Annotated in this window: 9 protein-coding genes and 2 pseudogenes; 6 read left to right on the top strand and 5 right to left on the bottom strand. The window is 43.2% G+C overall.

Annotated features, from left to right (window positions below):
• Positions 1 to 135 precede the first annotated feature (135 nt).
• From ANSO36C_RS23040 to ANSO36C_RS23025, 4 genes and pseudogenes are all read left to right on the top strand, one after another.
• Entirely contained in the window at positions 136 to 633 is a 498-nt protein-coding gene (locus tag ANSO36C_RS23040) for a Spy/CpxP family protein refolding chaperone (protein ID WP_251960421.1), read from the top strand.
• Between the two features lie 512 nt (positions 634 to 1145).
• Entirely contained in the window at positions 1146 to 1388 is a 243-nt protein-coding gene (gene sipA / locus ANSO36C_RS23035) for a regulatory protein SipA (RefSeq protein ID WP_251956396.1), read from the top strand.
• 57 nt (positions 1389 to 1445) lie between these two features.
• A pseudogene (locus ANSO36C_RS23030) lies at positions 1446 to 2001 on the top strand (peroxiredoxin).
• 224 nt (positions 2002 to 2225) lie between these two features.
• Positions 2226 to 3392, top strand: coding sequence for a calcium-binding protein (locus tag ANSO36C_RS23025; RefSeq protein WP_251956395.1), 1167 nt, complete (start codon positions 2226 to 2228; stop codon positions 3390 to 3392).
• 298 nt (positions 3393 to 3690) lie between these two features.
• Here the strand turns inward: ANSO36C_RS23025 and ANSO36C_RS23020 are convergent, their stop codons facing one another.
• The 4 genes and pseudogenes from ANSO36C_RS23020 to ANSO36C_RS23005 all read right to left on the bottom strand — a co-directional run bounded on the left by ANSO36C_RS23020 (position 3691) and on the right by ANSO36C_RS23005 (position 6723).
• Positions 3691 to 4602, bottom strand: coding sequence for a cation diffusion facilitator family transporter (locus ANSO36C_RS23020; RefSeq protein ID WP_251956394.1), 912 nt, complete (start codon positions 4600 to 4602; stop codon positions 3691 to 3693).
• 125 nt (positions 4603 to 4727) lie between these two features.
• Positions 4728 to 4865 carry a hypothetical protein gene (locus tag ANSO36C_RS23015; protein ID WP_251956393.1) on the bottom strand — a complete coding sequence of 46 codons (138 nt, stop codon included), beginning with the start codon at positions 4863 to 4865 and terminating at the stop codon, positions 4728 to 4730.
• Positions 4866 to 4878: 13 nt separating this feature from the next.
• Positions 4879 to 5157 carry a LapA family protein gene (locus ANSO36C_RS23010; protein ID WP_251956392.1) on the bottom strand — a complete coding sequence of 93 codons (279 nt, stop codon included), beginning with the start codon at positions 5155 to 5157 and terminating at the stop codon, positions 4879 to 4881.
• 138 nt (positions 5158 to 5295) lie between these two features.
• Positions 5296 to 6723: pseudogene (locus ANSO36C_RS23005) on the bottom strand (phosphoglucomutase/phosphomannomutase family protein).
• A gap of 146 nt (positions 6724 to 6869) precedes the next feature.
• Between ANSO36C_RS23005 and ANSO36C_RS23000 the strand changes: the two are divergent.
• Entirely contained in the window at positions 6870 to 7745 is an 876-nt protein-coding gene (locus ANSO36C_RS23000) for a PD-(D/E)XK nuclease family protein (protein WP_251956391.1), read from the top strand.
• 149 nt (positions 7746 to 7894) lie between these two features.
• On the opposite strand, the gene ANSO36C_RS22995 is transcribed toward ANSO36C_RS23000, so the two are convergent.
• Complete coding sequence (locus ANSO36C_RS22995) at positions 7895 to 9571, bottom strand: transglutaminase-like domain-containing protein (protein ID WP_251956390.1); 1677 nt, start codon at positions 9569 to 9571, stop codon at positions 7895 to 7897.
• A gap of 492 nt (positions 9572 to 10063) precedes the next feature.
• On the opposite strand from ANSO36C_RS22995, the gene ANSO36C_RS22990 reads away from it, so the two are divergent.
• Entirely contained in the window at positions 10064 to 12922 is a 2859-nt protein-coding gene (locus ANSO36C_RS22990) for a cation-translocating P-type ATPase (RefSeq protein WP_251960420.1), read from the top strand.
• Positions 12923 to 13012: the final 90 nt, after the last annotated feature.

Here is a 13012-nt window from a genome sequence, read left to right as displayed (position 1 = left end):
ATTGTCAATCATGTTTGTCAAAATTCAATCATGACTTTAGTCATGGGTAAAACCATGACTTTCTCCTCATGTAACTACTAAAGATAAATTCTTATGATGGTGACATCCAACCAGGAAAACCTACAAAAACAAATAATGAAACTCAAAGCATTATCGCTAGTCGCTGGAGCGATCTCTCTAACTTTAAGTGCAACTTCCTTTGCTGTTCACGCCCAAACAGCCTCTCCTTCACCCGTGTTACTGGCACAAACTCCACAAAGACAAAAAGGCCCTTGGAAAGACTTAAATCTAACAGATGCCCAAAAAACTCAAATTCAGACAATTCGCCGCGATAGTCGCACCAAATTTGAAGCAGTTTTGACCCCAGAACAAAAGGCAAAATTAGAGGCGGCAAAGCAAGCACGTCAGGCTCAACGGCAAGCAGGTCAAGGTCAAAGGCAACCCGGTCAACGTCGAGGAAAGGGTGGTTTTGCTGACTTAAATCTGACTGAAGCACAGAAAACCCAAATGCGACAAATCCGCGAGTCTGAAAAACAACAGATTCAAGCAGTCTTCACTCCAGAACAACGGCAAAAATTAGAGCAATTACGTCAAAATGCTCCTTCACGCCGTCAGCAAGGCAACCCCCAATAATCCCGCATTTCTCACAAGCTCAAGGCGTTTGATGGAGCAGAAGAGAAGTAATGAGTAATGAGTAATGAGTAAAAACTTCTTACTTCTTACTCATTACTTATTACTTATTACTTATTACTTCTCCCCGGCACTTGCACAGGCTTTAAGAGGTGTGGTGAGAAATCCGGGTAATAACTTTTCAAAAAATAGTTAACTTAGGGACTTCCAAGTAAAAAAATATTCCATTGCTATTGTTCACTGTTGACCGTTGACGCTTCATGAGTTTTCAGTCAACAGTGAACGACTTTAAGTCGAATAATTTATTTTTTGGAGTTCCCTTAACTAATGTCCAAGGATTGTAAACCATAGTTAAAAATTACATAGACTTCTTGCAGAAGATGCGGAAAGGGGAAAAACTTCATCCCCTTTCCCTTTCCCTATTTATACCAACGCCCATGCCCCATGACCAATTTAGTAGACTTTCAAGCTGGTTATGAGTTATGAGTTAATTCAAAACTCCTAGCTTGATTAAAATGTCCAAAGAATTCGCAATTGGTAGTAAAGTTCGTGTTGTGGCGCTACCAGCTTATGTCAAAACTGCTGAACCTATGCCCATGCTGCGCCCACCTAATGTAATTCAGATTGGTGAAGAAGGTATAGTCATTGACCGCAGACCTGGGGGATATTGGGGTATTCGCTTTGCTAGAGGAGCCTTTCTCTTAGATAGCCAATACATCGAAAGCGCAGATACCCCACCCGAATCTTATTTAGAGTGAGATTTTTCGCAACCAAGAATTGTAAACTTGTGTAAAGTTGTGATTCTGGTTTGCATGATGATTTCCCGCCGCACTTTTTTAAGCATATTATTTGCCAGCTGTATTTCTCTCATCAGCTGGCTGAATTTTATTCCTGCTGCTGATGCTATGGGTGGCAAGCTTCCTACAATTAATCAACCCGCACCAGAGTTTACTTTGCCAACTAACACAGGTGATGGCAAAATTTCTCTCTCTGACTTGCGCGGTAAATGGCTAGTCTTATACTTTTATCCTAAAGACTTCACCTCTGGTTGTACTATAGAAGCTCGTCGTTTTCAGCAAGACTTACCCCAATACCTCGAAAAAAACGCCCAGATTATTGGCGTTAGTGCTGATGATATTGATTCCCACGCTCAATTTTGTGATTCAGAGGGGCTAAAATTCCCTCTGTTAGCTGACACTGATGGTTCAGTGAGTAAAGCTTATGGTTCATGGCTCGCTTTTATCGATGCGCCACAGTTTTATCATCGATCCTCAAGGTGTCTTGCGCGAGACTTTTGTCAAAGTCAACCCCACTATTCACAGTTCAGAAGTACTAGCACGATTAGAAAAATTGCAGTCAACAGCTTCTTAGTACAGAATTTCCTTAATTCGTAGCGAATTAAATTTGGCAATACCCTGCAATGGCAATGAATGCGTCGGCTTGCATTGATTAATGCATCTCAATGCAATGCCAATGCGTTCCCCTGCATTGAAAACGCTACGTTTTTACGCACTCAGCTTCATCTTTCTTTATTGATAACAGGTCACTATAACGCTACTATACAGCAGTTACTTACAAGCAAGTAAAGCAAGATTATGGCACTAATTATAGGCAGTGATGGAGACGACATTTTAGTCGGAACTGATGAAAATGACACATTTATCGCCAGTGGTGGTAATGATACCATTACCGGTGGAAATGGTAACGATATCATTGATTACAGTGACTTAGAACAACCTGTAATAGTCCAGCCAGTGGTTATCCAAAAAGGTGCAATTGGAACTGATACGTTTAAAGATTTCTTTGAAGGTGTGATTGGTGCTACGGGACAGGCTAACAGTATTGATGGTACTTCTGATAGCACCAATGTATCAATAGTAGCTGATTTATCTAAAGAAATATTAGAAATCAAAGTTGTCGGTTCACCACCAATAGTAGTCACGGTGAAGAATTTTGTAAATTTAATTGGTACAAATCAAAATGACGCAATTACTGGTAACGCTCAGGATAATCAATTATCTGGCAGTGGCGGCAATGACATTATTAGAGGCAGTGCAGGCAACGATACTTTAAATGGTGGAGATGGTATTGATACGGCTGATTACAGGAAATTGGGTCAAAGTTCTACCATATTCATTGATGGAACTCTTAGAAAAGGTGGTGGACTAGGTACAGATAACCTTGGCAATATTGAAAAGCTTGTTGTTGATGCTAATGCTGTAAATAATACTATAGACGCCTCAACTGCTCCTTCAATACCTTTTTCATTTTTATCTAATCTCTCAGTCAACGCCAACTTAGAAACTCAAAGTTTCGTAGTAAATAATCTGCCTGGTGGAAACACAGCTAATTTCACATTTATTAACTTTGATAATATCAAAGGTACAAATCAAGGTGACACCCTTGTTGGAGATGGGCAAAATAATCTGTTATTTGGTAATGGTGGTGACGATACGCTTTCTGGCAAAGGTGGCAATGACATACTCTCTGGTGGAAATGGTAACGATACTCTCACGGGTGGAGTAGGTGCAGATAAATTTGTTTTTACCAACGTATTAGAGGGTGTTGACATTATTAAAGACTTCAAAGCTGTTGAAGGTGACAAAATCCAGGTTTCTCAAGCAGGGTTTGGCGCTATTTCAATCAGTGAGTTCAGTTATGATTCCCTAAGTGGTTCTTTGTTCTTCCAAGAATCTAGATTCGCCATTGTTGAAAATAAGTCTGTTGGTTTTCAAGCTAATCTAGACATTCAACTTGTTTAAAAATGCCCTGTTTTAATGTCAAGAAAGAGGAGGCGGAGCTTCCCAGAATGGGTTTCCAGCTTCTAGGCTGGCAATACTTGATCGTTGTTAATGTTGGGTTTCACTGCCGTACCCCTGCGGGGAACTAAGCTAGAACCCAACCTATATTGATAATATTGATAAATTTTATTATAACTAATCACCCAAACTTGATATAATCGCCCCCTGGAAGCGATCGCAAGTTAACCAACTTGCTTGAGTTTGGAAATTAGCGATCGCTAATCGGATGATTGAGCTTTGATCGTTTCGGCCATCCCGTTTACTGATTGCTCGAACGCTCCAACTCCAAATCTTGCCAAGAAACTGGATCTTCTACAGGTTCCAGGTGAGTTGTAACGTTGGTTAAAGGCAGCACCCGAAGAATAGCAAGCTCAATTGCTTCACACAAATCATGCCCTTGTTGCACTGTCCAAGATCCAGGCACAAGAACATGAAAGGAAACAAAGCGGCGGGTTCCAGCAGTGCGGGTTCGCAAGGCATGAAACTGGATATCATGACGTTTATACTCGTTAAGGATGCTCTTGATTTCGTCAATTTCTTTTTTAGGCAAAGCTGCATCCAGTAACGCGCTACTGGTTTCGCGCAGCAAACGAAATCCTGTCCAAGTAATATTTGCTGCTACTATCAGTGCAATAATTGGATCAAGTACGAGAGCGCCTGTTAGCTTGACGAGTAAGATTCCCACTATCACACCACCCGAAGTCACCACATCGGTAAACAGGTGGTGAGCATCAGCCCTCAGTGTAATGGAACGCAACCGTCGCCCTGCCCCTAGCAAGATAAAGGCAACAACGCCATTGATTGCAGTTGCAAGTAGTGAGAGTGCTAACCCTAATCCAAGCTGTGTTAATGGTTCTGGATGCAACAAGCGTCCCCAAGCTTCAACAGCAATGCTAATGGCTGCCACTATAATCAACGCACCTTCTGTACCACTAGAGAAGTATTCGGCTTTAGAATGCCCAAAGGCGTGTTCGGCATCGGCTGGTTTCTCAGCATAGGTCAATGCCCATAGAGCGACCAATGCTGCTACGAGATTTACAATTGACTCAATAGCATCTGAAAGCAAACCTACTGACCCGGTTAGCTGGTAAGCGCTAAATTTTATGCCAATAGTGACGATTGCCGCTGCAATCGATAAGAAAGCGTAGGAGCGGGCTGTTGGACGACTCATCTCGGTAACAAATGTAATTACAGTGATTCCGAGTTAAGAGTACCAAATTTTACTTGACTTATCATTAGTCCTGAGACTTCTACTGATTTGTTTTAGCTTATCATTGCTGCGGATAAACTTCTTGCTCATACTGGTAATATAGCGATCGCCAATCGTGTGATTGAGCTTTTATCGTTTCGGCGATCGCAATTCATTGCAATTGCGATCAAAGCCACAAATAAACTTATCAAATATCGCTTTGTAATAATGTTTTGATACTGCACAGCTATTCAAACCTCAAAAGTCTTCATCATCAACAAAAAATTCGGCATCCTCTTCTAATCGAGAATTACGCTGCCCAATACCAGCAAGTCCCCACAGAGGTTGCAGCAGTGCCATGCCAATTAACCCGACAACGGCACTAAATGCCAGCACTAAACCCATTGGTATCTGAATCGATTGGAATGTTAAGAATTTTAACGATACGGGCGTGGCATTTTGGACTGAAATAACTGCGATCGCGATTACCCAAACCGCTATAACTAGAGATGTCAAAAAAGGAGCCAAAGTTTTCATTCTTGGATTGAAGTGAGGACTTAGAAGTTAGGAGTTATATTTTGCTCGAAATTAAAAATTAGGAGTCAAGAGTTGTAAATTAACAATTCTTAACTCTTAATTAATAAGTCTTAATTTTTAATTCTTAATTCTGATAGATTAAACTGCAACTGCTTCTAGTTTAGCAATGACACTTTTTAACTCTTGGGCGATTTGGGTGAGTTTTTCGGGAGTGTTGGTTTACGAGGTAGACGCGCAACCAGTGGTTCTGTACCGGAAGGACGCAGTAAAACCCAGCTACCTTCTTCTAAATAAAGCTTAATACCGTCTTTACGCCCGACTTCCTTGACTTTAATTCCTGCTACCTCTGTCGGTGGATTGTTAGTAAAGGAGTCGATGACGGCGGTTTTGTGCGCCTCTGTGAGGTGCAAGTCTAGGCGGTTGTTGTAAAGTGGGCCATCGGCTTGGGCGATCGCTTCCTTAACCATCTGACTTAGCGGTTTACCTTCATAAGCGATCGCTTCTGCCACCAGCATATCGGCTAATACCCCGTCTTTTTCGGGAATATGCCCAATAATACTCAAACCACCTGATTCTTCTCCACCAATTAATACGGCAGTTTCCCGCATTTTTTCGCCGATATATTTAAAACCTACTGGTGTTTCATAAATTTGCAGCCCATTTTTAGCAGCGAAATTATCCAGCAAGTGGGTTGTAGCCACAGTGCGGACTATCGCGCCAGTTTTACCTTTATTTTTAATTAAATGACTTGCTAAAACTAACAGCACAGTAATTCGGACTGAGGACAGTTCCTTGTTCATCAACGATACCAAAGCGATCGCTATCTCCATCCGTTGCCAAACCCAAATCAGCTTGATCCCGAATTACTGCTTCCACTAATTCAATTAATTCTTCTCCTTTGGGTTCTGGCATTCCACCCCCAAATAAAACATCCCTCCAATCGTGAAAACTTTCTAACTGAACGCCACTATGTAGCAAAACTTCATCTAAATAGCCGCGAGAGGTAGAATACAAAGCATCGTACTTTACCTTTAAATTAGCGCTTTTAATTTTTTCTACATCAAGTAAGGTGTAAATAAATTGTAGGTAATCAGGTTTCGGATCGAAAATTGAAATTGAACCTGATGGGTTGTTCCCAGGCAACTCATCCGATGCACTTTCTATATTTGCCACAATAGTATCAGTAATCTCTGGAGTGGCAGGCCCAGCATAATCGGGTATATATTTAATTCCACAGTAGGGTGCTGGATTATGGCTAGCAGTAAACATCAACGCTCCTGCCGAATTTAGGTGGCGAGCGTTGTAGGCAATTACTGGTGTGGGGCAATCCCGATCGGTAATTTTCACAGTCCAACCCAAGTCTGCCAATACTTGGGCTGCTGTTTGGGCAAACTGGTCAGCTAAAAAGCGAGTATCGTAGGCAATAAGTACTGGTCTATTTTTTGTGTAGGCTGTTTCCAAGTAAGTGGCGATTGCCCTTGTTACTTTCCGCACATTGGGAAAAGTAAAGTCATCGGCAATAATCCCTCGCCATCCATCAGTACCAAACTTTATCTTGCTGGACATCTTTGCCACTTGCTCCCGTACATTATCAGTACTATTAAAGCTTCCCGCAAAGCGTGTGTAGCAGCAAGTATTCACCGAAGTTCTTTGCTAAAAAAGCCTTAGCTTAAACTTCTACCCACCGTATTTTCTCTCACTGTTTCTGAGCAATGTCAACCCCCGATCGACCTTTTGCCAGTTATCACCTTTGGTCTCTAGTTGCCCCAGCGACCGGGCAAGAACGCTGGCATTGCCAGATGAGACGGGGGTTTATCAAAGCGCGGCAACATGAACCACAAATTAAAGCGCTTTTAGGGCAAGCCACTGCGCCCCAGCGAATTGGCATACTCGCCCAAAAAGGCATTTATGAGTTTCATCATCACAGGTATCTGTTGAAGCAAGCCGATGGTGTAGAAAGAGTTGCACAGCTGCTTAAGTTAGGCAACTCAAGCGAGCAAGTCCAGCAACGCGTGCTGCAAATTCTGAAAAAATATCACGATGCGCCGTTGCTTTTGGATAAAGATATTATCCAATTAACTCCGGGTGATGAAGGCTTTCCCAAACCGATAGTAGTTGAACAAGAAGATTATTGCTTTCGCTTATACGCGGCTATGGACTGTGTTTTTATTGAGTCTGATAGCACTTTACATATTTTGGATTTCAAAACTGGTAAATCAGCTTTTGACCGACGACAGGCATTAGTTTACTTGTTAGCTGCTCGTTATCTTTACCCTGGACGAGAAGCTGTTGCATCATTTTATAATTTAGAAATATGTAAAAAGTCTGAGTTAATTAGCATCAATAATAGTGAATTAGAATCCTTAAAATTTGAGTTAGCTAATGTTGCTCACAAGCACCAGCACGATTTACAAAAATATCAACAAGAAACTAGTAATTTCAGTAAAATTTTCCCTCCTAATCCTGGCTCTCACTGCCGTTTTTGCCCATTTAACTCAATCTGTGAATTTGCCGATTTTAAGCAGCATCAATCGTATCCCCTGCCAAGTTTAAGAGCTAATGTTAATTTAAATCATCTCTCAAAATAAAAAGTTATCTTCAAATTTCTTCATTGGTGAAGATTTTTATCTCGTTCCCAGTCAGATGCTGGAAACGAGGTTTGAAAAGGGTTTTGCTTAAGTTAACGCCAATGGGAGCAAGGGAGAACTTTCTCAGCGCCTTTCCCTAATGCCCTAATTCAAAAAGGCGGTAATTCTTTAAGAATTGTGAACCGGATATGATTAATCGCCAAATCACCGATGGGGATATCTTCTTTAGTTAACCGCACACCTTGGCTAGTCACAGTTTCAAAGGTGATACCTTTGCCAATTTCAATGTGATTCCAGCATAAGCCCATAAAAAAGCGCGTCGGATAAGGGCCACCTTCACTCACATCATCGGGATTTGATTCCATTGGCAACCAGCCAAAATTCGGGACGTAGAACTCCAGCCAAACATGATTAAAATCGGGTTGTAGCGGCACTCCTAGTAAGTCACTATGGGGAGGACATTTATACCTACCTACTGTGCGGCAGGGGATGCCATTTAAACGAGATAAGGCAAGTAAAACGCCGACATATTCGCCACAGGAACCAACGCCCCGTTCTAAAACTATATCTGGCGTGTCAATGTAAGGTTTAATACCGTAGGATAACTGATCGTAGACATAGTTACGGATGCTGTGCATTTTCCGCAGCACATTGGTTTCAGAACCAATCGCTTCTCTGGCGGCACGGCGAACAATGGGAGTATCCATTGCTAAATCGTCGTCATCCACTAAGTAGCGTGTTTGTAATTCTGGCGACAGTTTAGGAACGTCTTCGACATCTCTGGGTGTGATGCGATATTTAATGCCTCGAACTTCCAAAAGTGCTTTCCAGCCAAATATATGCCGTTCGCCTGGGGCAAGAGAATCAAATTTAAAGACTGCTACACGTTGTCCCCCTATCACTTCTTCGGTAAAGGGCATACCAATGTGTTCAACGTGTTTCACCTTTTGACGCTCAGTTTCCGATGGTAGGGCAATGCGCCATTCCACATCAGGTAAATAAACCTCGTCTAAGGGAGCAATTTCCTCAGCATAAGACATTTCGATGAGATAGCCATTAGAGAGGGCGTAGCGCTTATCTGGCTGGTAATGATAATACAGAGGATGAATAAAAGTGCGATCGCGGAATGTTAGCTCATGACTCGGATCAGCGTTGGGATTGTCCCGGATATAAGGCTCCTCTGAGGCGTAGGCGACATAAATACTTTCTTTGCCTGTTTCGTCATTTTTATGGATCGCTATGCCTGTAGGACACTCAAAGGGTGTCAGAACGCTGAATTGAAGTTCTCCGGTGGCTCTATCCATCGCATAAACTGATTGTTCAGTGCGATCGCAAATCCACAGCATTTCTTGACTAACTGCCAAATTCTCTATCCCAACTCCAGGGGCATAAAATCTGGTAATTTCTTTTCGCGTTTCCCGGTCATAAACCAGAATGTAGCCTAGCCTTTGGCAGCTAACATAAACTGTTGTTTCCCAAACAGCAACACCGTCAGCCTGATAAGGCAATGTTACAAAATGTTCTAAACCCAAAGCATCGAGCTTGCACAAGTAAACACTATTTTCTCGGCTCACCCACAGGGTATCATCCCATGCAGCTAGACCAGTGACATCAGTAAATTCTTTTACTTGATGGGCATTGAGAATTTTGCTGTTGTCAGAGGTGGGATCAATCTCCAGTAGATGCCCTTTAATACTGTCAATGGCAATCAGTCTATCTTTAATGAAAGTAATGCCACACAGGGTAGCAGCAGTAAGCGGTCGAATTGTTTTTTGCCCAAACATCTGGCTTGCGATCGTGGGGAGTGTAAAACTCATATTAAGCATATTTATTCAATGGTTTAGCACGCCTGGACAATTCAATATTCAAAATTCAGCTTAAAAAGTTTGCTAGGTCGGGAAACCCTACTGGCTACCTAGTTCACTTGAGCGGGTAAATACGCAAGCGACTGGCTCAACTTTGGGCAAAATTCAAAATGTTCGCGTAGCGTCTCGTAGAGAAGAAATGCAATCGTACCATGCATCCTAGCTATTGGCTAAATGAAAAGGAACGCAATGGCAGCCTAAAATTAATCGTGGCATCAGGTCTTTAACAAAGCTTCAAAGCTTTATTACTTACAATTATCGGTAGAATATCTTCCGAAAAACTCTTTCGTGAGAAATAATACTATGTCAAAAGAGGAAGAATTTACAAATGTTAAGAATTACAGATAGAAGGAGTGCAACTGGGCGATCGCCTTAATGTAACTTTAGAAGATGGAATTCTTGCCATCACTAAATTATGATCGAGTTTTGTAACCATTTGCTGTGACCTACACGATGTCTGCTAATTCTCTGCCTGAAGCTGCCGCCGTTTGGCATAGTTTAGAAGTTGATAAAGCGCTAGACCTGCTTGATAGTAATGCAGACAGTGGCTTAACATCCCAAGAAATTGAACAGAGATTACAAAAATACGGCCCCAACGAACTTGAAGAAACGGCTGGCCGTAGTACTTGGGAAATTCTGCTGGATCAGTTCAAGAACATTATGTTGTTGATGCTGATTGGCGTCGCTCTGATTTCTGGCTTAATAGACCTATGGGGTTGGCGGACGGGCACTTTGAAGCCCGGTGAAGTGCCATTTAAAGATACGATCGCGATTTTAGCAATTGTCATCCTCAATGGCATACTCGGCTACGTCCAAGAAAGCCGCGCCGAAAAAGCCTTGACAGCTTTGAAAAAAATGACCTCTCCTTTAGTGCGGGTGATCCGCGACACCAGACTGGTGGAGATAGCAGCTAAGGAGCTAGTTCCAGGGGATGTAATGCTGCTGGAAGCTGGGATGCAGATAGCGGCAGATGGACGCTTGATCGAACAGTCGAATTTACAAGTGCGTGAGTCGGCAATGACGGGTGAAGCGCAATCTGTAAATAAACAGGCAACATTAAAATTGCCAGAAGAAACCGATTTAGGCGATCGCATCAATCTGGTATTCCAAGGAACCGAAGTCATCCAAGGACGGGCGAAGGTTCTGGTGACAAACACCGGCATGACAACAGAACTAGGCAAAATTGCCACTATGTTGGATGCGGTGGAAACTAAACCAACGCCCTTACAGCAGCGGATGACTCAACTGGGTAATGTCCTGGTTACGGGTTCTTTAATTCTCGTGGCGATTGTTGTCGTTGGCGGTGTCATCAAGGACGGAGGTTTTAAAAATATTCAAGAACTCTTGGAAGTTTCCTTGAGTATGGCGGTTGCTGTAGTACCAGAAGGTTTACCTGCTGTAATTACCGTAACCTTGGCACTGGGAACCCAGCGAATGGTGCGCCAAAATGCCTTGATTCGCAAATTACCCGCAGTGGAAACGTTGGGTTCTGTAACCACCATCTGTTCTGATAAAACCGGCACGCTGACGCAAAATAAAATGGTCGTGCAATCGGTTTTCACAAACAACAAAACCTTTCGTGTTACCGGCCAAGGTTATGCTCCCACAGGGGACTTTCAGTTAAACGATCAAAAAATTTCCCTAGAGGAATCTCCAGAAATTTCCGCTTTATCAGTAGCCTCTGCTGTTTGTAATGATTCAGTATTGCAAAAAGAACAAGGTGAATGGGCAATTTTGGGAGATCCGACAGAGGGGGCATTACTCACACTGGCGGGAAAAGCCGGAATCGAAAAAGACCAGTGGAACAGTAAGTTACCTCGCGTTGCCGAGTTCCCCTTTTCCTCGGAACGCAAGCGGATGAGCGTAATTTCTCAGGTTGAAGGAATCGCCACAGGTGAAGCATCTTCGAGAGGTATTGACCCGGCGATCGCAGGTTTTCTCCAATCAGAACCTTACTTAATGTTTACCAAAGGTTCTCCAGAGTTAATCTTGGCACGTTGCACTCAGATTCATTTGGGTAATGATACGGGTACTATAACCGAAGCCCAACGCCAGCAAATTTTGGCAGAAAATGACAAAATGGCGAGTAAAGGTTTACGGGTGCTAGGTTTTGGCTACAAACCTTTGTTAGAGATTCCACCAGAAGGTTCAGATGAAGCATCTGAGCAAGGTTTAGTGTGGCTGGGATTAGTGGGAATGCTGGATGCGCCACGCCCAGAAGTAAGGGCAGCCGTGCAAGAATGCCGAGAAGCCGGAATTCGCCCAGTGATGATTACAGGCGACCACCAATTAACAGCACGAGCGATCGCTACTGATTTGGGAATTGCCCAAGAAGGCGATCGTGTCCTCACAGGTCAAGAATTGCAACGGATGAGTGACCAAGAATTAGAGCAAAACGTTGATCTGGTGAGCATCTATGCCAGAGTTTCCCCAGAACACAAACTGCGAATTGTCCAAGCACTGCAACGCCGGGGTCGATTTGTGGCAATGACAGGCGATGGTGTCAACGATGCCCCAGCCCTCAAACAAGCTGACATCGGGATTGCAATGGGGATTACTGGCACTGATGTCAGTAAAGAAGCCAGCGACATGGTGTTACTTGATGACAACTTCGCTACTATTGTCAGCGCCACCAAGGAAGGTAGAGTTGTTTACACCAATATTCGCCGCTTTATTAAATACATCCTGGGCAGTAACATCGGTGAAGTTCTCACCATTGCAGCCGCGCCCTTAATTGGTTTGGGAGGCGTTCCCCTTACCCCTTTACAAATTCTGTGGATGAATTTGGTGACAGACGGTTTGCCAGCTTTGGCATTAGCTGTGGAACCTCCAGAACCAGATGTAATGCAACGTCCCCCTTTTAGCCCCCGCGAAAGTATTTTTGCCAGGGGATTGGGTTCTTACATGATTCGCATTGGGATCATTTTTGCCATTATCAGCATTGCCTTGATGTGGTGGGCTTATCAACATACCCATGCCCCTGAGTATCAAGGCAATCCCGAAGCTTGGAAGACAATGGTATTCACTACCTTGTGTATTGCCCAAATGGGTCATGCGATCGCCATTCGCTCTAACAACCGACTGGCCATTGAGATGAATCCCTTCTCGAATGTCTTTGTATTAGCGGCTGTTGTCGTCACGACGATTTTGCAGTTGATGCTAGTTTACGTCCCACCCCTGCGAGATTTCTTTGGTACTCACTACCTGAATATGCAAGAATTGGGAGTTTGTATTGGCTTCAGTGCCTTAATGTTCGTGTGGATTGAAGCGGAGAAAATATTTCTGCGGATTATGGGCAAAAAAGCTGTGTAAGAGCAGAAATGATGGAGATTGAGGCGTTGCAATGCCCAGCAACGCCGAACTTCGGAGCATACTTGTGGCTACGCAAACTTTCCGGCAAGC

It is taken from the genome of Nostoc cf. commune SO-36 (assembly GCF_023734775.1).
Taxonomy (GTDB): domain Bacteria; phylum Cyanobacteriota; class Cyanobacteriia; order Cyanobacteriales; family Nostocaceae; genus Nostoc; species Nostoc commune_A.
Note: the sequence above shows the minus strand (reverse complement) of the source record. Positions and strands in the feature narration are given on the sequence as shown.

Coding starts and splice junctions, on each gene's coding strand:
- ANSO36C_RS23040 (WP_251960421.1), top strand. CDS start 136: ATGAAACTCAAAGCATTATCGCTAGTCGCTGGAGCGATCTCTCTAACT.
- sipA (WP_251956396.1), top strand. CDS start 1,146: ATGTCCAAAGAATTCGCAATTGGTAGTAAAGTTCGTGTTGTGGCGCTA.
- ANSO36C_RS23025 (WP_251956395.1), top strand. CDS start 2,226: ATGGCACTAATTATAGGCAGTGATGGAGACGACATTTTAGTCGGAACT.
- ANSO36C_RS23020 (WP_251956394.1), bottom strand. CDS start 4,602: ATGAGTCGTCCAACAGCCCGCTCCTACGCTTTCTTATCGATTGCAGCG.
- ANSO36C_RS23010 (WP_251956392.1), bottom strand. CDS start 5,157: ATGAAAACTTTGGCTCCTTTTTTGACATCTCTAGTTATAGCGGTTTGG.
- ANSO36C_RS23000 (WP_251956391.1), top strand. CDS start 6,870: ATGTCAACCCCCGATCGACCTTTTGCCAGTTATCACCTTTGGTCTCTA.
- ANSO36C_RS22995 (WP_251956390.1), bottom strand. CDS start 9,571: ATGCTTAATATGAGTTTTACACTCCCCACGATCGCAAGCCAGATGTTT.
- ANSO36C_RS22990 (WP_251960420.1), top strand. CDS start 10,064: ATGTCTGCTAATTCTCTGCCTGAAGCTGCCGCCGTTTGGCATAGTTTA.